General features: G+C 73.5%; 21 protein-coding genes. 14 read left to right on the top strand and 7 right to left on the bottom strand.

What is annotated here, in order from left to right:
- Positions 1-401 precede the first annotated feature (401 nt).
- Both ABZ693_RS16190 and ABZ693_RS16185 read left to right on the top strand, forming a co-directional pair.
- Positions 402-902, top strand: a complete 501-nt coding sequence (locus ABZ693_RS16190) for a hypothetical protein (protein WP_359876953.1) — start codon at positions 402-404, stop codon at positions 900-902.
- Positions 903-1,101: 199 nt separating this feature from the next.
- Positions 1,102-3,309 (top strand): trypsin-like serine protease, encoded by a 2,208-nt coding sequence (locus ABZ693_RS16185; RefSeq protein ID WP_359876950.1) that lies wholly within the window; start codon positions 1,102-1,104, stop codon positions 3,307-3,309.
- Between the two features lie 138 nt (positions 3,310-3,447).
- On the opposite strand, the gene ABZ693_RS16180 is transcribed toward ABZ693_RS16185, so the two are convergent.
- A complete protein-coding gene (locus tag ABZ693_RS16180) occupies positions 3,448-3,648 on the bottom strand; it encodes a hypothetical protein (RefSeq protein ID WP_359876947.1) in 201 nt (66 codons plus the stop codon).
- 153 nt (positions 3,649-3,801) lie between these two features.
- On the bottom strand, positions 3,802-4,644 hold the full coding sequence (locus ABZ693_RS16175) for a TIGR02452 family protein (RefSeq protein ID WP_359876944.1): 843 nt from the start codon (positions 4,642-4,644) through the stop codon (positions 3,802-3,804).
- A gap of 129 nt (positions 4,645-4,773) precedes the next feature.
- On the opposite strand from ABZ693_RS16175, the gene egtA reads away from it, so the two are divergent.
- Genes egtA through egtD form a run of 4 tightly spaced genes read left to right on the top strand, consistent with a single transcriptional unit; the run spans position 4,774 to position 9,165 of the window.
- Positions 4,774-6,045 carry an ergothioneine biosynthesis glutamate--cysteine ligase EgtA gene (gene egtA, locus ABZ693_RS16170; protein WP_359876942.1) on the top strand — a complete coding sequence of 424 codons (1,272 nt, stop codon included), beginning with the start codon at positions 4,774-4,776 and terminating at the stop codon, positions 6,043-6,045.
- Positions 6,042-7,451, top strand: coding sequence for an ergothioneine biosynthesis protein EgtB (gene egtB, locus ABZ693_RS16165; RefSeq protein ID WP_359876940.1), 1,410 nt, complete (start codon positions 6,042-6,044; stop codon positions 7,449-7,451). Before egtA ends, egtB begins: the two co-directional genes overlap by 4 nt.
- Positions 7,451-8,203 carry an ergothioneine biosynthesis protein EgtC gene (gene egtC / locus ABZ693_RS16160; protein ID WP_359876938.1) on the top strand — a complete coding sequence of 251 codons (753 nt, stop codon included), beginning with the start codon at positions 7,451-7,453 and terminating at the stop codon, positions 8,201-8,203. The genes egtB and egtC overlap by 1 nt, the downstream gene beginning before the upstream one ends.
- Complete coding sequence (gene egtD / locus ABZ693_RS16155) at positions 8,200-9,165, top strand: L-histidine N(alpha)-methyltransferase (RefSeq protein ID WP_359876935.1); 966 nt, start codon at positions 8,200-8,202, stop codon at positions 9,163-9,165. The genes egtC and egtD overlap by 4 nt, the downstream gene beginning before the upstream one ends.
- Here egtD and ABZ693_RS16150 read toward each other — a convergent pair.
- From ABZ693_RS16150 to ABZ693_RS16140, 3 genes are all read right to left on the bottom strand, one after another.
- Positions 9,060-10,121, bottom strand: a complete 1,062-nt coding sequence (locus tag ABZ693_RS16150) for a lysophospholipid acyltransferase family protein (protein ID WP_359876934.1) — start codon at positions 10,119-10,121, stop codon at positions 9,060-9,062. The genes egtD and ABZ693_RS16150 overlap by 106 nt on opposite strands.
- Positions 10,118-11,017 carry a GNAT family N-acyltransferase gene (locus ABZ693_RS16145; protein ID WP_359876932.1) on the bottom strand — a complete coding sequence of 300 codons (900 nt, stop codon included), beginning with the start codon at positions 11,015-11,017 and terminating at the stop codon, positions 10,118-10,120. The genes ABZ693_RS16150 and ABZ693_RS16145 overlap by 4 nt, the downstream gene beginning before the upstream one ends.
- 272 nt (positions 11,018-11,289) lie before the next feature.
- On the bottom strand, positions 11,290-12,534 hold the full coding sequence (locus tag ABZ693_RS16140) for an extracellular solute-binding protein (protein ID WP_359876929.1): 1,245 nt from the start codon (positions 12,532-12,534) through the stop codon (positions 11,290-11,292).
- A 311-nt stretch (positions 12,535-12,845) separates the two neighbouring features.
- Between ABZ693_RS16140 and ABZ693_RS16135 the strand changes: the two genes are divergently transcribed.
- Entirely contained in the window at positions 12,846-13,061 is a 216-nt protein-coding gene (locus tag ABZ693_RS16135; RefSeq protein ID WP_359876926.1) for a dodecin, read from the top strand.
- A 136-nt stretch (positions 13,062-13,197) separates the two neighbouring features.
- On the opposite strand, the gene ABZ693_RS16130 is transcribed toward ABZ693_RS16135, so the two are convergent.
- A complete protein-coding gene (locus tag ABZ693_RS16130) occupies positions 13,198-13,686 on the bottom strand; it encodes a phosphatase domain-containing protein (RefSeq protein ID WP_359876924.1) in 489 nt (162 codons plus the stop codon).
- Positions 13,687-13,791: 105 nt separating this feature from the next.
- Here ABZ693_RS16130 and ABZ693_RS16125 point away from each other — a divergent pair, with 105 nt between their 5' ends.
- The 4 genes from ABZ693_RS16125 to ABZ693_RS16110 are packed head-to-tail and all read left to right on the top strand — an operon-like array spanning position 13,792 to position 18,255.
- Positions 13,792-14,148 (top strand): ferrous iron transport protein A, encoded by a 357-nt coding sequence (locus tag ABZ693_RS16125; protein WP_359876922.1) that lies wholly within the window; start codon positions 13,792-13,794, stop codon positions 14,146-14,148.
- A 31-nt stretch (positions 14,149-14,179) separates the two neighbouring features.
- On the top strand, positions 14,180-14,662 hold the full coding sequence (locus ABZ693_RS16120) for a hypothetical protein (RefSeq protein ID WP_359876919.1): 483 nt from the start codon (positions 14,180-14,182) through the stop codon (positions 14,660-14,662).
- Positions 14,663-14,691: 29 nt separating this feature from the next.
- The gene (locus ABZ693_RS16115; protein WP_435842432.1) at positions 14,692-15,789 is read left to right on the top strand and encodes an LLM class flavin-dependent oxidoreductase; all 1,098 of its coding nucleotides are present in this window, start codon (positions 14,692-14,694) and stop codon (positions 15,787-15,789) included.
- A 9-nt stretch (positions 15,790-15,798) separates the two neighbouring features.
- Positions 15,799-18,255 carry an ATP-binding cassette domain-containing protein gene (locus ABZ693_RS16110; protein WP_359876914.1) on the top strand — a complete coding sequence of 819 codons (2,457 nt, stop codon included), beginning with the start codon at positions 15,799-15,801 and terminating at the stop codon, positions 18,253-18,255.
- Positions 18,256-18,284: 29 nt separating this feature from the next.
- On the opposite strand, the gene ABZ693_RS16105 is transcribed toward ABZ693_RS16110, so the two are convergent.
- On the bottom strand, positions 18,285-18,434 hold the full coding sequence (locus ABZ693_RS16105; protein WP_359876911.1) for a hypothetical protein: 150 nt from the start codon (positions 18,432-18,434) through the stop codon (positions 18,285-18,287).
- A gap of 140 nt (positions 18,435-18,574) precedes the next feature.
- Here ABZ693_RS16105 and ABZ693_RS16100 point away from each other — a divergent pair, with 140 nt between their 5' ends.
- From ABZ693_RS16100 to ABZ693_RS16090, 3 genes are read left to right on the top strand one after another with little or no spacing between them, the layout of a single operon-like run.
- Positions 18,575-19,381 carry a CPBP family intramembrane glutamic endopeptidase gene (locus ABZ693_RS16100; RefSeq protein WP_359876910.1) on the top strand — a complete coding sequence of 269 codons (807 nt, stop codon included), beginning with the start codon at positions 18,575-18,577 and terminating at the stop codon, positions 19,379-19,381.
- Positions 19,382-19,398: 17 nt separating this feature from the next.
- On the top strand, positions 19,399-20,631 hold the full coding sequence (locus ABZ693_RS16095) for a sensor histidine kinase (protein WP_359876907.1): 1,233 nt from the start codon (positions 19,399-19,401) through the stop codon (positions 20,629-20,631).
- The gene (locus tag ABZ693_RS16090; protein ID WP_359876904.1) at positions 20,583-21,227 is read left to right on the top strand and encodes a response regulator transcription factor; all 645 of its coding nucleotides are present in this window, start codon (positions 20,583-20,585) and stop codon (positions 21,225-21,227) included. Before ABZ693_RS16095 ends, ABZ693_RS16090 begins: the two co-directional genes overlap by 49 nt.
- Positions 21,228-21,229 lie beyond the last annotated feature (2 nt).

The raw sequence follows: 21,229 nt of genomic DNA, 5'->3' as shown, positions 1-21,229 counted from the left end.
GCGCTCATGGCAATCGTGGTCCGCGCACTCGGATGGCCCGACTGGGTCATCCCCGTCGGCGCGGAACGGACGTTCCGGGGCACCGGCCACCGCTATTCCGTCGTTTGGCGGGAAAATCCGGCCATGCCCGCCGGAAAGGAATTTCGCCGCGGACATTCCCGATTTGCGACGTGATGGAATCGGATGCTCTGGATCATGCAGGTCCGGCCTGCCAATGAAATCCCTACAATATTTTCGCGTGTGACGCACATCATGGAAGGTGCTCGCGGGTTGCCCGTCTTCTGTCCCTTTCTACGGTGGACGCGCTCGCGAAGTCCCGGTTCGATAAGGGCCCTGTACGCAAGGGGCGGCGATGAATTCCTGTGGTCGGCCCCTGCCTGATGTCGACTTCGAGGACTTTGATGAAGCCACGCAACGCAGTGACCCACATTCTGGCCACCGCGACCGCCGCCGGCGCCTTGGCCTGGGCCGTGATGGCCGGGGGGCAGGCGTCCGGCGCGGCTGTCGCGACCGTCGCCGACGAGGCGCCCGGGTACGCGGTCGAGGACTTCGCCTACCCGGGTGCCGACAAGGTCCTGGCCGAGCGTGGCATCGTCCTCAAGCGCGGCGACGGCCACATCGTGCTCGCCGACTGCACGCCCGACGGCAACCTCCTGCGCTTCCTCGCCCGCGACCAGGCACAGGACGTGTGCTTCAAGGTCACCGGCACGGAGGGCTACCTGAGTCTGGAACTCACCTCGGTGCACGGGGTGAAGACCAACGACTACAGCAACACCCACCTCGAGATGACCGCCTCGACCGACCACGTCGAGTACGACGTCCCCGCGGGCACCTGGAAGGGGATCGGCGAGTCCGTCGACGGCCGCGACCACACGCTCATCGAGATCCGGACCACCAAGTAACCCGCTCCGTCGCGTGACCGCGCCCTCGCGGGCCGGCGCCCGAGGCGAGGCGTCCCCGTCACCGGAGCCGAGCTCCGCACCGGGTCCGGGCCGCCCCCGTACGGCACGTCGCGCGCCCTCTTTCTCGGCATCGTGCCCGGGCACCACCGCCGGCACGGTCCGACGCCATGTCACGACCCCTTCTCACAGGAAGCCCTCCATGCCTCACAGCAGAACCCTGCGTGTGTCCGCGCTGGCGGCCGTGCTTCTCGCCGGTCCCGTCGCGCTGGGCACCACGCCCGCCCAGGCCGTCACCGGCACCCCCGTCACCGACACGGCCTACGGCTTCACCGCCCGCGTCGAGTTCGGCGACAACGACGACACCCGCCGTGCCTGTTCGGGTGTCCTTGTCGACACGGAATGGATCCTCACCGCCGCGAGCTGTTTCGCCGACAACCCGGCCGCGAGCCTGAACGTCCCCGCGGGCGCGCCGAAGCAGAAGACGACGGCCGTCATCGGCCGCACGGATCTGACCGGCACCCAGGGCGCCGACCGCCGGATCGTGGAACTGGTCCCGCGCACCGACCGCGACGTGGTCCTCGCCCGGCTCAACCGTCCCGTCACCAATGTCACCCCGGTGGCGCTGGCCACCTCCCCGGCCGCCGCGGGCGAGCAGCTCACCTTCGCCGGCTACGGCCGGACGAAGACCGAGTGGGCGCCGCTCAAGCTGCACACCGGCGCGTACACCGTCGACGCGGCCGCCGGCACGGCGGCGAACGTCACCGGCAAGGACGGCGCGGCGGCCTGCGCGGGCGACTCGGGCGGCCCGGTCGTCCGCGGCACCGGCGCCTCCGCCACCCTCGCCGGGCTCACCAGCCAGTCCTGGCAGGGCGGTTGCTTCGGCACCGACGCGGCCGAGACCCGTACCGGCGCCGTCGTCTCCCGCGTCGACGACCTCGCCTCCTGGGTGAGCTCCAAGGCCGGCGCCACCCGGATCACCGACTTCAACGGCGACGGCGTCGAGGACCTCGCGATCTCCGACCCGAAGGCCGCCGTCGGCGGCGACGACGGTGCCGGCGTGGTCCGGATCGTCTACGGCGGGGGCAAGGGCACCGCCCAGATCGACCAGGACCTCGAATGGGTGTCGGGCGGCTCCGAGCCGGGCGACTGGTTCGGCGAGTCCCTCGCCACCGTCGACTACAACGAGGACGGCTACACCGACCTGGTCGTCGGCGCCCCCTCCGAGGACATCGACACCACCGCCGACGCCGGCATGGTCGACGTCCTCTACGGCGCCGCGAACGGCCTGGGCACCGGCACGCTGAAGGACACCCACTTCGAGCAGGGCACCGGCAACGGCTCCCTGGCCAACTCCGCCTCCGAGGCGGGCGACCGCATGGGCCACTCCCTCGCGGCCGGCACCACCGCCGCGGGCGAGCCGTTCCTGCTGATCGGCGACCCGGGCGAGGCCCTCGGCACCGTACAGAAGGCGGGCGCCGCGTTCTACGTCCGAGGCGGCACCAACGTCATAATCCACCAGGACAAGACGAACGTCCCGGGCGCGGTGGAGGCCAACGACCGCTTCGGCACCACCGTCGCGGCGGACTCGAACCACATCGCCATCGGTGCGCCGAACGAGGCCATCGGCACCCTCGCCGACTCCGGCAACCTGGCCGTCTTCAACCACGGCGGCAGCAACGGCGTGCCCACCCCGCTGTTCGGCATGGACCAGGACGCGGACACCGTCTCCGGTGCGGCCGAGGCGGGCGACCAGTTCGCCGGCTCCCTCGCCCTCGTCGACTACCGCCCGTCGGGCGCCGCGGCGGCCACCGACTCGATCCTCGCGGTCGGCTCCCCCGGTGAGGCCCTCGATGTCAACGGGGTGAAGAAGACCGAGGCCGGCCGGGTGATCCTGTTCCGCGTGACCGCCGCCGGTACGTACAGCGAGATGGGCGTCCTGTGGCAGGGCACCGCCGAGGACACCGTCTCCGGCACCGCCGAGGCCGGCGACCGCTTCGGCGAGAAGATCAGCGCGATCAACGCCGCGCCGCGTGCCGTCGGCACCGCCGCGACCATGAGGATCGCGGTCGGCGTCCCGGGCGAGGCCATCGGCACGACCGCCAACGCGGGCGCGGTCGAGACGTTCTCGCTGCTCGGCGCGGCCGGTGACAACGACGTCTGGATCGAGGCCGGCAACCCGGCCGGTCTGCCCGGCACCGCCGGCGCCGGCCAGTACGTCGGGCGGAGCATCAACTTCACCGGCGGCAACCTGTACATCGGCATGCCGTACGGCCCGTCGCTCGGCGCCGTCCACGCCCTGCCGTGGGCGAACGTCACCGGCGGCACCAAGGCCCCGGTGACCACGTACCAGCCCGGCGCCGGCGGTCTTCCGTCGGTCGGCGGACGCTTCGGCTACGTGGCCAAGTAGGCGTCCCGCCGCAGAGGCCCCGGGGACCGCAGCGAGATCCCCGGGGCCTCTCCCTGTGCGCGTACGCATGCCGGTCCGGGCGCCCGGAGGAGAGCCGTCGCCGGAGAATCAGTCACCGGAAAGCCGGTCGCCGGAGGGTCAGTTGTGGCCGAACTTCCGTTCCTTGCGGTGGGCCGGCACCTCCATGACGGGGCGCGGTTCCTCGGCCGCCCGCGTGGCCTCCCTGGTCTCCCGTTCGTTGCCGGTGGGGGCCGCCCGGTGTTCGTGTCCACCGGTACGGGCGCCCTTGTTGACCCTGGTCTGCTTCTTTCCCACGATCGTGCCTCCCGTGGTCGTCACGTCTCCTTCCAGGCTGGCACGGAGGCACAAAGGCCGCATGTCAGGCGGATCGACGCCCGGACCGGTGGCACGGATGGGTGGTACGGGCCGGTGGTACGGACCCGGCGGCGCGGCCCCGGCCCGGACGCGGCCGTCACCTCACCGGTCCAGTGGTCACGCGCCGCCGTCACCGGCTCCCTCGAACGCCTGCCGGAAGGCCTCGAAGGTCGTGCGCTCGCGGGTGCGGTCCAGGATCCCGAAGACGATCTCGTCGAAGTGGCGCGCGAACCGGCCAGAGCCGGTGAGCAGGCCCCGGAAGGCGTGCGCGACATCGGCGGGGTCGTTGCCGAAGACGCCACAGCCCCAGGCGCCCAGGACCAGACGGCGGTAGCCGTGGGCGGCGGCGGTCTCCAGGACGCGTGCGGCGCGGCCGGCGAGGGCCGCCGGGACACGGCCGGCCTGTTCGGGCGTACGGCGGCGGATCACGCCCGCGTTGGGCGCCGGCGAGGTGAGGAAGCCGACCGTGAAGGGCTCGGCGAGCAGGGTGCCGCGGTCGTCGCGGAAGACGGGGACGCCGGGCGAGAGGATGACCCGGTCGGTGTAGAAGGCGTCCCGTTCGGCGCGGTGGTGGTCGTAGTAAGCGGGGGCGCGCAGCAGGGTCGTGTACAGGGCGGAACAGCGGCAGAGGGCTTCTTCCTGGGCCTGGGCTCCGTTCAGGTAGCCGCCGCCGGGGTTGCGGGCCGAGGCGAAGTTGAGGACGGCGACCGGCGCGGCGGGGTCGGCTTCGGTGAGCCGGCGGGCGGCGGCGAGGCTGCTCTCCCCGGTCACCTGGAGGACGGTCGTCCGGTCCGTTCCCGGGGTGACGGCGACCGGTTCGGGCCCGTACAGCCGGGTCCCGGCGAGGGCCTCCGCCAGCGGCCCGGCGAGGTCGACCGTCCGGCCGTCGGGCGCCGTGTAGCGGCCCGCCGCCACGATCTCCTCGGTCTCGCGGGCGAGGTTGCGTAGTCGTGCGCTCATGCCCCGGAAGCATGATCGATTCGGGCGCACAGGGGCAAAGTGTTTTCCCGCGCACGCCTCGAATGCGCTCTTGCAGGCCCGCCGGTCGTGGCTTTAGGTGGAATCAGCGCTTTCCCAGGAGGTGGAGCGATGACGACACCGTCGTCGTGCGGCGTACCTCGGGGCGGTCCTCCCCTGACCGAGGACGACGCCGAGGATCTGCTGCGATGTATCTGTTTCAAGACGGGGCCGCCGCGCACCGTGGGGGCGGAGCTGGAATGGCTCGTCCACGATCTGCGTGACCCCCGTCTTCCCGTCCCGCCGGGCCGGCTGGCCGCGGCGATCGACACCGTCCGGGCCGTACCGCTGACGGCCGCCCTCACCTTCGAACCAGGCGGACAGCTGGAGCTGAGCTCGCTGCCCGCCGCCTCCCTCATGGAGTGCCTGGACTCGCTCGCCGCGGACCTGCGCGCGGTGCGGGAGGCCCTCGCCCCGCTCTGTCTCGGCCTCGGCGGTTACGGGGTCGACCCCTGGCACGCGCCGCGGGCGCGGGTGCTGCGCGAGCCGCGGTACGACGCCATGGAGCAGGTCTTCAACCGCACCGGCCCGTCCGGGCGGGCGATGATGTGCGAGACGGCGTCCGTGCAGGTCTGTCTCGACGCCGGCGTCGACGGGCCGGGGCCGCTGGACTTCCGGCGGCGCTGGCGGCTCGCCCATCTGCTGGGCGCGGTGCTCGTGGCGGTGTTCGCCAACTCGCCTGTGCACGGCGGCCGGCGGACCGGCTGGCGGTCGACCCGGCAGTCGCTGTGGACCGACCTCGATCCGGCGCGGGCGCTGGCCCCGCCGGCCGACGGGGATCCGCGCGCCGAGTGGGCCTCGCATGTCCTGGACGCCCCGGTGCTGTGCGTACGACCCAAGGACGACGGGCCGTGGACGGTGCCGGAGGGGCTGACCTTCCGGGACTGGCTGCGCACCGGCCGGCCGCGCCGGGCCGACGCCGAGGACCTGCGCTACCACCTGACGACCCTCTTCCCGCCGGTACGGCCGCGCGGGCATCTGGAGCTGCGGATGATCGACGCACAACCCGGCCGGGACGGCTGGATGATCCCGGTGGCGGTGGCCACCGCGCTCTTCGACGATCCGGTCGCCGCCGAGGCGGCCGAACGGGCGGTCCGGCCGCTCGCGGCCCTCGCCGGCCCGGACCCGGCGCCGCGCAATCCGCTGTGGCGGGCGGCCGCACGGGACGGGCTCGCGCATCCGGCGCTGCGGGCCGCCGCGCTCGACGTCTTCGGCTCCGCCCTGGACGCGCTGCCCCGGGTCGGGGCGTCGGCCGCGGTGACCGGCGCGGTCGCCGCGTTCCACGAACGGTACGTGGCCCGCGGGGTGTGTCCGGCCGACGAGTCGCTGGAGGTGGCGTCATGACCGCACCGGCCGGTCAGGAGAACGGCCAGGGTGTGCGGGACTCCTCGGTGGCCTCCACGAGGGCCTCCTCGGGGGCCTCCTCGCGGGACCAGGCGCGTCCTCGGGATCCGAAGCAGCGCGCGCTGGCGGCGCTGACCGCCGCGCGCGAGCGCACCGCGCTGCTCACCTCGTGCGTCGACGACGGCGAACTCACCGCTCAGCACTCGCCGTTGATGTCTCCGCTCGTCTGGGACCTGGCTCATATCGGCAACCAGGAGGAACAGTGGCTGTGGCGGGCCGTCGGCGGGCGGGAGGCCCTGCGGCCCGAGATCGACCCGCTGTACGACGCCTTCCAGCACCCGCGCGCCATCCGCCCGTCGCTGCCGCTGCTCACGCCCGCCGAGGCGCGGGCGTACGCGGCGGACGTACGGGGCCGGATCGTGGACATGCTCGACGGCGCCCGCCTGGAGGGCTCCGGGCCGCTGGTGGAGGCGGCGTTCGCGTTCGGCATGATCGCCCAGCACGAACAGCAGCACGACGAAACGATGTTGATCACCCATCAGCTGCGTGAAGGGCCGGTCGCGCTGACCGCGCCACCCCCGCCCGTGACGTCGGGAAGCGGGCCCCCGCAGCATGAAGTCCTGGTGCCCGGCGGTCCGTTCCGGATGGGCACCTCGGACGAACCGTGGGCGCTGGACAACGAACGCCCCGCGCACATCCGGATGGTGGCGCCGTTCCTCATCGACACCGTGCCGGTCACCAACGGCGCCTATCTGTCGTTCATGGCCGACGGCGGCTATCACGACGAGCGGTGGTGGCGGCCCGAGGGCTGGGCGCAGATCCGCCGGCACGGCATCGAGGCACCGCTGTTCTGGCGGCGCGACTCCGGCGACCGGTGGCTGCGCCGCCGGTTCGGGGCGACCGGGCCGGTCGCCGAGGACGAGCCGGTCCTGCACGTGAGCTGGTACGAGGCGGACGCGTACGCGCGCTGGGCGGGGCGGCGGCTGCCGACCGAGGCCGAGTGGGAGAAGGCCGCCCGGTACGACCCGGCGACCGGCCGGTCGCGGCGCTTCCCGTGGGGGGACGCCGACCCCGGACCCGAGCACGCCAACCTGGCCCAGCGGCATCTGGGCCCGGCACCGGCCGGCAGCTACCCTCAGGGCGCCTCGCCGCTCGGGGTACGCCAGTTGATCGGCGACGTCTGGGAGTGGACGGCCAGCGACTTCCTCGGATACCCGGGCTTCAAGGCCTTCCCGTACAAGGAGTATTCGGAGGTCTTCTTCGGGCCGGACCACAAGGTGCTGCGCGGCGGTTCCTTCGCCGTCGACCCGGTGGCCTGCCGGGGAACCTTCCGCAACTGGGACCTGCCGGTACGCCGGCAGATCTTCGCCGGATTCCGCACCGCCCGCGACGCGGAGCCCGCCTGATGTGCCGTCATCTCGCCTTCGTCGGCGAGCCGTTGACCATCGGCGAGCTGCTGCGGGACCCTCCGCACGCGCTGGAACGCCAGTCCTGGGAGCCGCGCACCCAGGCGAGCGGCACCGTCAACGCGGACGGCTTCGGTGTCGGCTGGTACGCGCCCGGCGACCCGGTGCCGGCCCGCTACCGGCGGTCCGGTCCCGTCTGGGGCGACCTCGGGTTCGCCGATCTGGCCCGGGTGGTACGGACCGGGGCACTGCTCGCGGCGGTCCGCGGGGCCACACTGCCCGGCGCGGACGGGGAGGCCGCGGCGGCACCGTTCACCGCCGGCCACTGGCTGTTCAGCCACAACGGGGTCATACCCGGCTGGCCCGGGGTGCTCGACCCGGTCGCGGCGACCCTGCCGTCGACGGAACTCCTCGCCCTGGAGGCCCGTACCGACTCGGCGATCGTCTGGGCGCTGGCGCTGCGCCGGCTGCGGGCCGGCCAGGCCCCGGGGCCGGCGCTCGCCGCCACCGTACGGGAGGTGGCCGAGGCAGCGCCCGGCGCCCGGCTCAATCTGCTGCTGACCGACGGCATCACGATCGCGGCGACCGCCTGGGGGGATTCGCTCTCGTATCTGACCGGGCCCGGCCGCACGGTCGTGGCCTCCGAACCCTACGACGACGATCCGCGCTGGACGGCCGTACCGGACCGCACGGTCCTCACCGCGTCCCGCGACGGCGTCGTCCTCAGCCCCCTCGAGGAGCCCGTCCCGTGAGCCCGTTCCAGCTGACCCGCACCCTCGCCGAGAACGCCGCGGGCGCCGCGCTGCGCGCCGACGTACGGCACGGTCTGACCCGCACCCCGAAGGAACTGCCGCCGAAGTGGTTCTACGACGCGCGCGGCAGCGAGCTGTTCGAGGAGATCACCCGGCTGCCCGAGTACTACCCGACCCGCGCCGAACGGGAGATCATCGTGGCCCGCGCGTCGCAGGTCGCGGCGGCGACCGGGGCGCGGACCCTGGTGGAACTGGGCTCCGGCTCCTCGGAGAAGACCCGCCATCTCATCGACGCGCTGCTGCCGGACCTGGCCGCCTACGTGCCGGTGGACGTGAGCCAGTCGGCGCTGGAGGGAGCCGGCCGGGCCCTGCTCGCGGAGCGGCCCGGACTCCTCGTGCACGCCCTGGTCGCGGACTTCACGGGCGGGCTCACGCTGCCGGACACGCCCGGGCCACGGCTCGTGGCGTTCCTCGGCGGCACGATCGGCAATCTGCCGCCCGCGGAACGGCGGGAGTTCCTGCGCGCGATCCGCGGGATGCTGGCCCCGGGCGACGCGCTGCTGCTCGGCACCGACCTGGTGAAGGACGAGGCCACGCTGGTCGCCGCGTACGACGACGCGGCCGGGGTGACCGCCGCGTTCAACAAGAACGTCCTCGCCGTCATCGACCGGGAGCTGGGGGCGGACGCCCACCCGGAGGACTTCGATCACGTGGCGCTGTGGGACCGGGAGCACGAGTGGATCGAGATGCGGCTGCGGGCACGCCATCCGCTGACCGTGAAGATCCCGGAACTGAATCTGGTGGTGCCGTTCGGGGCCGGTGAGGAGCTGCGGACGGAGATCTCGGCGAAGTTCCGTCAGGACGGCGTCCGCGCGGAGCTGGCGGCCGCCGGGCTGAGGCTCGCACACTGGTGGACGGACGAGGCGGGGAGGTTCGCGCTGTCGCTGGCCACGGCGGACTGAGCGGGTACGGGTGAGCGGGCCGGGCCGTCGTTCCGTACGGCGTGCGCGGCGGGGTCGGCCCGCTGGCCGGGCTCGGTCGGCTCACCCGGCTCGGTGGTGACGGCGGCGTGGGCGGCGCGCGCCAGGGCGCGGCGGTCGGGATGCCGGGCGGGCGGGATCGGCTCCCGCACGCGTATCTCGGCGACGAGCCGCCGGGTCCGGACGATCCGCCACAGTGAGGTGCCCAGGGTGTCCGCCCCCACGTACGCGGTCCTCCCGGCGGGCGTGTAGACGATCCGTACCGGCAGGACGTCGGTCCCCGTGTCCCGCGCGGCCTGGAAGACGGCGGGCCGGAACTCCCCCTGGGCGCGCCCGCACCAGGTGGTGCCCTCGGGGAACACGACCGCCCGGCCGCCGCCGGCCAGGACTGCGCCGAGCGCGCCGACCGTACCGGGCAGGGCGCGGATCCGGTCGCGGTCCACGAACAGGGTGCCGCCGAGGGCGGCGAGCGGGCCGAACACCGGCCAGTCACGCACCTCGCGCTTGGCGAGCATCCGGCCCGGCAGGACGGCGGCGAGCAGCGGGACGTCCAGCCAGGAGACGTGGTTCGCGACGACGAGGAGGGGGCCGGAGCCGGGCGTGGGGCGGCCGGTGACCCGGACCCGTACCCCGAACGCCGCGAGCACGGTCCGGCACCAGACCCGGACGAGCAGCAGCAGCCCGGCCGCGGGCAGCGGGGCCGCGAGCGGGGCGAGCAGGACGCCGAGCAGCGCCGCGGTCAGTCCGGCGGCCAGCCGGAGGACGCCGAGCGCGGCGCCGTGGCGGGCGGATTCCGGGCCCGGGTCGGGGTCGGGGTCGAGGTGGGGGTCGGGGTGGGGGTCGGGGTGGGCGGCGCACCGGCCCCCGGTGCAGGGGGACACGGGCAGCCACGGCGAGGAGGCGGCCGGGACGGCCGGGGTGCGCCCGGCGGTGGTCACCGGCCCGGGGCGAGGGAGAGGAAGTGGCGCAGGTAGCGGGGGTTGGCGCGGCGCATCGACAGCAGGACGTAGAGATCGGCGACGCCGAACTCCGGGTCGTGCGCGGGCGCGCCGCACACCCAGGCGCCGAGCCGGAGGTAGCCCCGCAGCAGCGGCGGGAGAGCGGGGCGCGCCGCGGCGGGCGCGAGGCCGGCGACGGGGGACCACAGCCGGTGCGGGGTGACCCAGTACTCCTCGGGGGCGAGAGAGCGGGCCTTGACGGTGTCCCAGGTCGCGGCGGCCAGCGTGCCGCCGTCGGCGAGCGGGACGGAGCAGCAGCCGGCCAGCCACTCATGCCCCGTGCGGGTCATGTAGCGGGCGAGCCCGGCCCAGACGAGGGCGATGACGGCGCCGTTGCGGTGCGCGGGGTGCACGCAGGAACGGCCGACCTCGACGAGGTCGTGCCGGATCGGGGCGAGCCGGCTCAGGTCGAACTCGCTCTCCGCGTACAGCCGTCCGGCGACGGCGGCCCGCTCCGGCGGCAGCAGCCGGTAGGTGCCGACGACCTCGCCGGTGTCCTCCTCGCGGACGAGGAGGTGGTCGCAGTAGGCGTCGAAGGCGTCGCCGTCGAGGCCGGGCTCGGGTCCGTCGAGGTGGGCGCCCAGTTCGCCGGCGAAGACGAGGTGGCGCAGCCGCTGGGCGGCGCGGACGTCCTCCTGGTCCCGGGCGAGTCCGACGACGTACCGGGGCCCGGGCTCTCCCCCGGGCGCAGGCACCGGTGCCTGTCCGGGCTGGAGCACCGGTGCCTGCCCGGGCTGGAGCACCGGTGCCTGTCCGGGCTGGAGCTGAGGCGGGACGGCGGTGATGGCGGTTGCGGGGGTGGCGACGTGCGGCGGGGCGAGGGGTACGGCGGCCATGTCGGCTCCTCCGGCGGTACGGACGGGACGGGGAAGGCCGGGCCGTGCGAGCGGCGGCCCGGCTCCTCGTTTCTTCCGCGACCGGCTGGATTCGATGTGACGGTCCGGGAGCCGGTGGGTGTGGAGGCGCTGAATGGTGGGCGCGGTGTGCGCCGGGTGGTGCGCGGGTGCGGGGCCCGGACCTTCGGGTTCCGGGGTCCCTGCCGGGTGAGCGGGGATCCGGGTCCGAGGGTCCGGAAACGGGGTCCGGGAACGGGGTCCGGGGGCTCGGTCTATTCGGCGAGCGAGCCGGTGATCTTCTCGTTGGCCGTCTCCGCGGCCTGCTTCGGGTCCGCCCCGCCGAGGACGGCGCTCATGTACGGCTTGATCGGGTTGTCGGCCTCGACGTCCGCCCACTGGGGCGAGTTCGGGGTGGCCCGGCCGCGGGCGGCGCCGACGGCCATCGCGGCGGTGGCCTTCTGGCCGGCGACGAGGGAGGCGAGGGACGGCTTGTTGGGCACGTAGTTCATGGCGCGGGCCAGTTCGCCCTGCCACTTCTCGCCGGCGAGGGCGGTGACGACATCGATGGCGGCGGCGCGCTGGGGCGCGTTCTCCGGGATGATCAGGTCGGATCCGCCGGTGAAGACGACACAGGGCTTGTCCGCCTTCTTGCCGGGGATCGGGAAGAAGCCCAGCTTGTCCTTGAGGCCGGGGTTGGCCTTGAGGATGGCGGGGATGGCGCTGGGGGGCGCGATGATCTGGGCCACGTCGCCCTTGGCGAAGACCTCGGCCTGCGGCGGGCTCTGCTCGTCGGCGTTCTTCGGTCCGTCGCCGAGGGCCTGGAGTTCCTTGTAGAAGGCCATGCCGCGCTGAGCCGCGGGGCTGTCGAGGGCGCCGGCCCATGCGCCGCCCTTCTCGACCGCGAGGTCGCCGCCCTCGTCCCAGATGAACCCGGACAGCGTGTACCAGTCCTGGCCGGCGAGGTAGATGCCCTGGTTGCCGCCCGCTTCGAGCGTCTCGGTCCCGGCCAGCCACGCGGCACGCGTCTTGGGCGGCTCGACGCCGGCTTCGCCGAATATGTCCTTGTTGTAGATGACGATGCGGTTGGCCGCGTACCAGGGGATGCCGAACTGGGAGCCGTTGATGCTCCCGGGCTCGGCGAGACCGGGCAGCCAGTCCTGGCCGCCGAGGTCGCGGACGGACTCCAGGGTGAGGTCGTACAGCTTGTCCGTGTCGGCGTACTGCGCGACCTGGGTGTTGCCGACCTCGATGACGTCGGGGCCGCCGGAGCCCTGGATAGCCTCGGTGACCTTCTTCCCGATGCCGGTCCAGTCCTGGATCGTCACATTGACCTCGACACCGGCGTGTTCGGCCTCGAAGGACTCCGTGAAGCGCTTGATGAAGTCGTCGCTGGCGCTGTCGCGCATCAGCCAGACATTGACCGTGCGGGTCCCGCTCCCTCCCGGGAGGAGGCCGCAACCGGCGAGGGCGAGCACGGAGACGGCTGCCAGCGGACAGGCGAGAGGGCGGTTCATCACGTAGGTCACCTTCTGCGTTCCAGTGCGTGGAGCCCCGAGGGGACAGCTGCACGGTGTACTGACCCGACGTGTGGGGGACCTGACGGGAGGTTCGCGCGGGTATGTGCCCTGGATTCTGGTCTGGACCAAACCGGATGGTCAAGTCCTTGACCATCTACTCCTCTTTCGGCCGGGCTCCGCGCCCCGCCCGCGGCCTGTCCGTGCCCCGCCCGCCCGCCCGCACGCGGACGTGTCGCGGAGCCCGGCCGGGTGGGGCACGGTGGAGGGAACGCGCCCAGGACCTCCAGGGCACCGAGAGGAGTCCGGCTCCGATGTCGAACCACACCTATCGCGTCACCGAGATCGTCGGCACGTCCGACCAAGGACTGGACGAGGCTGTCCGCAACGGGATCGAGCGGGCCTCGCAGACCCTCAGAGGCCTCGACTGGTTCGAGGTCACCGAGATGCGGGGGCATCTGGTCGACGGGGTGATCCAGCACTACCAGGTCGGCCTGAAGGTGGGCTTCCGCCTGGAGGAGGGCGCCTGAGCGGGCGTACGAAGAGTCTCGCCCGCGGTCGCCGTAGGCGCCCCGGGCCGGGTGCCCCGAGCAGGCCGTCCGGCCCGGGGCGGTCCCGGTCCCGGACCCTTGCCGCGGTACCGGTGCCGTGACGTGTCCGCGACCCTCAGGTCCGCCCCTCCTTCTCCTGTGCCTCCCTCAACACCTGCGACGATGCCGCCCATCGCGCCCGTACGACGGTGAACCCGGCGGCCTGCGCGTCGTCGCACACCAGCTCGTCGTCGTCCACGAGCATCCGCACCTCGCGGTCCCGCCCGAGCCCGCGCAGGACCTCGACCTTGGTCTCCCGGGCCGGCCGGAAGTCGCGAGGACGGCGCATGTGGACCGGTCCCTCGGGGAGCCCGTGCGCGGCGAGCCAGTCGAGGGTGTCGCGGCGGCAGCGCTCGGGCCGCCCGGTGAGGTAGACGATGTCGCACTCCTCCGCCGCCTCCCGGCACAGCGCGACGCCCTCCGCGAGCGGCGGGTCCGCGGGCGCGGCGGCGAAGAAGCCGTCCCAGTCGCGCGGACGCCCCTCCAGGAAGTGCTGGCGGTGGGCGGTCGAGGCGAGGGTGTTGTCGAGATCGAAGACGGCCACGGGCCGGGCGGTGGGGTTCACTCCCCCAGCCTAGGACGCCGCTTCTCCTCGGTAAGATGCCCGCCCGTTCCCAGGCTCGCTCTTTAACGTGTGGCGCCGACAAGGCCGCGTGACGAAGCTGGGCGCATGAAGAAATCCGCCGCTTCCGGCGTACCGCCGTCGCTCGACCGGCAGGCTGTCGAGTGCGTGATGGGCCACCCCCTGTCCCAGGAGTGGCCGCCGGATGCCCTGCCGGCGGGCAGCAGAGTGACCGTGGTCCACGATCCGGAGTGGGACGGGCCGTGGCGGAACGAGTTCCTGGGGACGATCGACGCGCAGGGCGCCCCCGAGCCCGTGAAGCACTCTCGCGCGCACGACGGCGAGTTGGCGTACTGGGTCGTCTTCGACGCCCCGCAATTCGACTGCGGCGGGGACGGGCCGTACCGCAAGGCCCGGATCGGGGGCCGCCACCTGCGCCCGGAACCGGCACCCCGTACCGCGTGACACCGATTCCCACGCGGTCTCAGGGAGTGAGGTGCCGTCGGACGAACGGCGCCCCTCCCACGACGAGTACGGCGAAGACCGTCAGCCGTTGGAGGCCGGGCTGGGCAGCGCAGGCGGCCTGGGTTTTCACCCGGCCGGCTCGTATGGTGGCGACACACCGGGCATGGTGCTCTGCGCGCACGAGGGCTACCGGGCGGACCTCACGCCCAGCTTCACCAGGGGGCGGCTGACCGCCATCGAAGTCCGGCGGTTCCGTGACGAGGGAGCGGATCTGCGGGTCACTCTCGACGGGCTGGACGTCTTCCGCACGCCGAGCGACGACGTGCCGGCGCGGCTCGCGGAGCGGGGCCACGTCGTCGAGGAGGACGACCTCGGCTTCGAGGCCGTGCCGGAACTCGGGGTGATCTTCGCCAACCACAGCAGTTTCGGTTATCCGAGGGACGAGGAGGGCTTCCCGATCCACTCCGACTACGTCCTCGTCACCTCGGACGGCCTGGGGCCGCGCGGCGACTGACGCCGCAGACCGGGGGCGCGGGCCCGGGGATGCCACAGGCTCCTCGGGTCCGGCCCGCGAGATCCCGGGAATCCCAGGCGCCCCACCGCGTTGAACCTTGTGTGAGCCCCATACATATCCCGATCTCCGTCCTCGACCGCTCCCGCACCCGCGAAGGCGAGGACGCCGGCCAGGCGCTGCGTAACACCGTGCGGTTCGCCCAGGAAGCGGAGGCGCTGGGTTACCACCGGTTCTGGGTGGCGGAGCATCATGGCGTGCCGGGGGTGGCGGGGTCCGCGCCGACCGTGCTGGCCGCGGCCGTGGCCGCCGCGACCACCCGCATCCGGGTCGGCACCGGCGGCGTGATGCTGCCGAACCACCAGCCGATGGTGGTGGCCGAGCACTTCGGCGTCCTGGAGTCCCTCTTCCCGGGCCGGATCGACATGGGCCTGGGCCGCTCCGTCGGCTTCACCGACGGCGTACGGCGGGCGCTCGGCAGGGACAAGGCGGACGCGGACCGGTTCGCGGAGCAACTGGACGAACTGCTGGGCTGGTTCACCGGCGAGCAGACGGCTCACCCCCAGGTGCACGCCCGCCCCGCCGAGGGCCTGCGGGTGCCGCCGTTCGTCCTGGCCACCGGCGAGGGCACCCGGATCGCGGCCGCGGCCGGCCTGCCCCTGGTCGTCGGCGATCTGCGCCGCCGGTCGGGGCTGCGGGCCTCCGTGGACGAGTACCGGGAGACGTTCCGGCCGTCGGTGTGGGCGAAGGAGCCGTATGTGATCGTCGCGGGCACGATCGTGGTGGCCGACACCGACGAGGCGGCGCGCCGGCTGCTCGCACCGGAGGCGTGGTCGATGGCGACCGCCCGCACCCAGGGCAACTTCGCGCCGCTGCTGCCGCCGGAGCGGATCGACGCGATCCCGATGACGGAGAAGCAGCGCGGCCTGTACGAGGCGGGGATGATGGGCCATGTGTACGGCACCGAGGCGCGGGTCGTCGAGGCGCTGGAGCGGGCCGTGGCGGAGACCGGCGCCCAGGAAGTGATGGTGACGACGAACACGTACGACCGGGACGCGCTGCTCGACTCCTACCGTATGCTCGCCCGCCTGGCCGGGCTGACCAGGGCGAATGCGGCAAGCCGGGCATAGAATCGGCGGATGCGCGACCTCCCTCCGACCCATGTGCCCACCACCCTCACCCCCCTCTCCGCTCCCACCACTCTCTCCGCTTCCGGCACCCCCGACGTTCCCGGCACCGCCGGCGCGGCGGGGGCCCACGACCCCTTCGTCCGGGTCCGCGGCGCCCGTGAGCACAATCTGCGCGCGGTCGACGTGGACGTCCCGCGCGACGCGCTCACCGTCTTCACCGGGGTCTCGGGGTCCGGGAAGTCGTCGCTCGCCTTCGGCACGATCTACGCGGAGGCGCAGCGGCGCTACTTCGAGTCGGTGGCACCGTACGCGCGGCGGCTGATCCACCAGGTGGGGGCGCCGCGGGTCGGGGAGATCACCGGGCTGCCGCCCGCGGTCTCGCTGGAGCAGCGCCGGTCGGTGCCGAACGCGCGCTCGTCGGTGGGGACGGTGACGACCCTGTCGAACTCGCTGCGGATGCTGTTCTCCCGGGCGGGCGACTATCCGGCGGGCGCGGAACGGCTGGACTCCGACGCGTTCTCACCCAACACCGCGACCGGCGCCTGCCCTTCGTGCCACGGCCTGGGCCGGGTGCACGAGACGAGCGAGGAACTCCTCGTACCCGATCAGGAGTTGTCGATCCGGGACGGTGCCATCGCGGCCTGGCCGGGTGCCTGGCAGGGCAAGAACCTGCGGGACGTCCTGGACACGCTCGGCTACGACGTGGACCGGCCGTGGCATGAGCTGGCTGCCGAGGACCGTACGTGGATCCTGTTCACTGACGAGCAGCCGGTGGTGACGGTGCACCCGGTGCGCGAGGCGGGGCGCATCCAACGCCCGTACCAGGGCACGTACATGAGCGCCCGGCGTTATGTGATGCACACGTTCTCGGATTCCAAGAGCGCGACCCTGCGGGCGAAGGCGGAGCGCTTCCTGACCAGCGCGCCGTGCCCGGTGTGCGCGGGCAGCCGGCTGCGGCCGGAGGCGATGGCGGTGACCTTCGCGGGCCGGACGATCGCCGGGATGGCGGCGCTGCCGCTGAACGAACTGGCGCGTGTACTGGGGACGTCGCCCGGCGCGACGGAGACCGCGCGGGTGCTGACCGAGGACTTGGTGGCGCGGATCGGCACCATCACGGAGCTGGGGCTCGGCTATCTGAGCCTGGACCGGGCGACGCCCACGTTGTCCAGCGGGGAGCTGCAACGGCTGCGGCTGGCCACACAGTTGCGTTCGGGGCTGTTCGGTGTCGTGTACGTGCTGGACGAGCCGTCCGCCGGGCTGCATCCGGCGGACACGGAGGCGCTGTTGGTGGTCCTGGAGCGGCTGCGGGCCTCGGGCAACACGGTGTTCGTGGTGGAGCACCATCTGGACGTGGTGCGGCGCGCCGACTGGCTGGTGGACGTGGGCCCGGGGGCCGGGGAGCACGGCGGCCGTGTGCTGCACAGCGGCCCGCCCGCGCGGCTCGCGGAGGTCGCCGAGTCGGCGACCCGCCGCTATCTCTTCGACCGGGCGCCGCTGCCGGAGCGGACGGTGCGCGAACCGGCCGGCTCATTGGGGTTCGGGCCGGTCACCCGGCACAATCTGCGCGGTCTGCGCGCCGCGTTCCCGCTGGGCGTGCTCACCGCCGTCACCGGGGTGTCGGGCTCGGGCAAGTCGACGCTGGTGGGCGCACTGACGGAGGCGGCAGACGAACACGACGGCATCGCCCGGGTGGTGACGGTCGATCAGAAGCCGATCGGCCGCACCCCGCGCTCCAACCTGGCCACGTACACGGGGCTGTTCGACGTCGTACGGAAGCTGTTCACGGCGACAGAGGAGGCGCGGGCCCGCGGCTACAAGGCGGGCCGGTTCTCCTTCAACGTGCCGGGCGGACGCTGCGAGACCTGCCAGGGCGAGGGGTTCGTCTCGGTGGAGTTGTTGTTCCTGCCGAGCACGTACGCGCCGTGCCCCGACTGCCACGGCGCCCGCTACAACCCGGAGACCCTGGAGGTACGGCTGCGGGGGCTGACGATCGCGGAGGTGCTGGACCTGAGCGTGGAGGCGGCGGCCGCGTTCTTCGCGGACACCCCGGCGGCGGCGCGCAGTCTGCGGACGCTGCTCGACGTGGGTCTCGGCCATCTGCGCCTCGGCCAGCCGGCGACGGAGCTGTCGGGCGGGGAGGCACAGCGCATCAAGCTCGCCTCGGAGCTCCAGCGGCCCCGCCGCGCGCACACCCTGTACGTCCTGGACGAGCCGACGACGGGGCTGCACCCGGCGGATGTGGAGGTGCTGATGCGCCAGCTGCACGGGCTCGTCGACGGGGGCCACACGGTCGTGGTGGTCGAGCACGACATGGACGTGGTCGCGACGGCGGACCGGGTGGTGGACATGGGCCCGGGCGGCGGCGACGAGGGCGGCCTGATCGTGGCGGAGGGCACCCCGGCGGAGGTCGCCCGGGCTGCCGGCAGCCGGACCGCGCGCTTCCTCGCGGCCCGGCTGGACGGCTGATCCCCGGCTCCCCGGATCGTGCCCCGGCGCTACTGAGGCTCGACGAACTCGGCCTCCAGGCTGACCTTGATGATGTCTCCCAGCAGGCCGGGGGCGAAGTCGAGGCCGAACGCGCTGCGGCGGAACTCGCCGGTGGCCTCGAAGCCCGCGTGGCGGCTGCCGTCGATCGGCACGTCCACGACGCCGCGTAGGGCCTGTCTTCGGTGGGGGTGTATCTACGTACACCCCCACCGGGCACCTGGGCTCAGTGTCCGGGGTCGCGCCGGGCGGCAAAGTCGACGGTGACGGAAACAGAACCGAGCGACCGGGAGGCCGCGGCATGCGACAGCGGGGGCACGTACAGAAGGTGTGGAAGGCGGAGGCGGGGGTGTTCCTCCTCGTCGCCTTCGTGGGGGCGGGGCTGCTGGGGGCGGTGCAGCCGGCGCTCGGGGTGCCGCCCGAGGTGGTGGAGCTGACCCAGTTCGGGCCGGCCGCCGGGGTGCTGGTGGCGGCGCTGCTGTGGCCGTCGCGGATCCGGGAGCGGCTCGCCGGGGTGCTTCCCGCGCGGAGCGGGGGTCAACGGGCCTGGTCTGCCTGGCTGTTGATAACGGCGATGGTGCCGGTCGCGCTCGCGGCGGCGACGTACGCCACGCTGCGCACCGGCTCCGTGGTGACGGATCCGCGCGCGCTCGCGCACCCCTTCGCGCTGATCGTGGTGGCCCAGCTGGTCGGCGCGTGCGGGGAGGAGATCGGCTGGCGGTGCTTCCTCCAGCCGCTGCTCGGCGCCCGGTTCGGCACACTCGTCGCCTCGGTCCTGGTGGGCGCGGTGTGGGGGGTGTGGCACATAGGGATATTCGCCGAGACCCCGGCGTACGCGGCCGGATTCCTGCTGGCGGCCGTCGCGATGTCCGTCGTGCTGGGGATCGCCCTGGACCGGATCGGGACCAACCGGCTGCTGCTTGCGGGCGGTTTCCACACCCTGGTCAATCTCGGCATGCTGCTGCTCATGGACGAGGAGTCCGGGGCGGTGGTGCCGATGGTGCTGTTCGGTGTCGCGAGTGCGCTGGTGTCGGTGCCGTGGGTGCGAGCGGCGAGGGCCCGCACGCGTACGGATACGATCACGGTCGCGCGACGGAGTGCGCTCTGACACGGGGAGAACGGCGGGTGGGGAAGGCTTTCGGGCGTTGCCAGCTACTCTCGCTCGCGTCGCTGGCACTGCCGTGGACGGGTGCCCTGGTGGTGAGCGCGCTCTTGCTGCTGCCTGTCGGGCTCGGCTTCCCATTGCTCAGGCCCGCCGCGGCGCTGCTGCGCCGCCGCGCCGACCGGCAGCGGGCGCGTGTCGGCGGCTGGACGGGCCTCGCCTTCCCTCCGCCCGCACCGCTGCCCGCCACGGCGCGCGCCATCCTCGGCGACGCGGGATTCTGGCGCGACCTGCGGTGGGCGTGGCTGGAGCCGCTGACCGGCGGACTGCTCGCGACGGTGTCGCCGGCGCTGTTCTGGTACGGGGTCTTCGGGGCGCTCGTCCAGCCGTTCGTGTGGCGCCGGCTGGGCGACGGCAACTGGTACGCGTTCGTCCTGGTCGACTCCCCCGGCAGCATGCGGGACGCCGTCCTGCTCGGCCTGGCGTTCGTCGCGGGGGCGCTCTTCCTGGCGCCGACGACGCTCGCGGGTCACGCGCGCTGGTCCCGGTGGGCGCTGGGCGCCCCGTCCCGGGTGGAGCTCGTCCGCCGGATCGAGCAGCTGACCGGCTCCCGGGCCGAGGCCCTGGACGCACAGGCCGTCGAACTGCGGCGCATCGAGCGGGACTTGCACGACGGGGCGCAGGCCCGGCTGGTGGCGCTCGGGATGAGCCTGGACGAGGCGACCCGGCTGCTGGACACCGACCCCGCGCGGGCCCGGGTGCTGCTCGCCGAGGTGCGCGCGGCGTCGGAACGGGCCTTGCGCGATCTGCGCGAGCTGGTGCACGGGATCCTGCCGCCGGTCCTCGCGGACCGGGGGCTCGGCGACGCGATCCGGTCGCTGGCCCTGGACAGTTTCCTCGACGTCGAGGTGGACGTCGCACTGCCGCCGGGCCGGCTGCCGGCGCCGGTGGAGTCCGCCGCGTACTTCGCGATCGCCGAACTGCTGGCCAACGCGGCCAAGCACGCCGATGCCCGCGAGGTCCGCATCGCCCTGTCCCACACGGCCGGGATCCTGCGGGTGACCGTCACGGATGACGGGCACGGCGGCGCCGATCCCGCGCGTGGGGCCGGCCTGCTCGGGGTCGGGCGGCGGCTCGGCGCCTTCGACGGAACCCTCGCCCTGGACAGCCCGCCGGGCGGCCCCACCCTCGCGATCCTGGAGATACCGTGCGCGTCGTCCTCGCCGAAGACCTCTTCCTGCTCCGGGACGGGCTGAGCCGTACCCTCACGGAGCACGGCTTCGAGGTCGTCGCGGCCGTGGACAACGGGCCGTCGCTGCGGCGCGCGCTGCGCGAGGAGCGGCCGGACGTGGCCGTGATCGACATCCGGCTGCCGCCGGACTTCACCGACGAGGGCCTGCGGGCCGCCCTGGAGGCCCGGCGTGAGCGGCCGGGCCTACCGGTGCTGATCCTGTCGCAGTACGTGGACCAGCTGTACGCCCAGGAGTTGCTGGCCGGCGGGGAGGGCGCCGTCGGCTATCTGCTGAAGGACCGGGTGACGCACACCGCCCAGTTCGTGGACGCCGTACGGACGGTCGCCGCGGGCGGCACGGTCCTCGACCCGCAGGTGGTGGCCCGGCTGCTCGCGCGGGGCGAGGCACGCGGCACCACAGCGGCGCTCACCCCGCGCGAGCACGAGGTACTGCGGCTGATGGCCGAGGGCCGCTCGAACGCGGCGATCGGCCAGGCCCTGCACGTCAGCGAGAGCGCCGTCGCGAAGCACACGGCGGGCATCTTCGCGAAGCTGCGGATCGAACCGTCCGCCGACGACAACCGCCGGGTGCTCGCGGTCCTGGCCTATCTGCGCCGCTGACC

Source organism: Streptomyces laurentii, assembly GCF_040635425.1.
Classification (GTDB): domain Bacteria; phylum Actinomycetota; class Actinomycetes; order Streptomycetales; family Streptomycetaceae; genus Streptomyces; species Streptomyces laurentii.
Note: the sequence above shows the minus strand (reverse complement) of the source record. Positions and strands in the feature narration are given on the sequence as shown.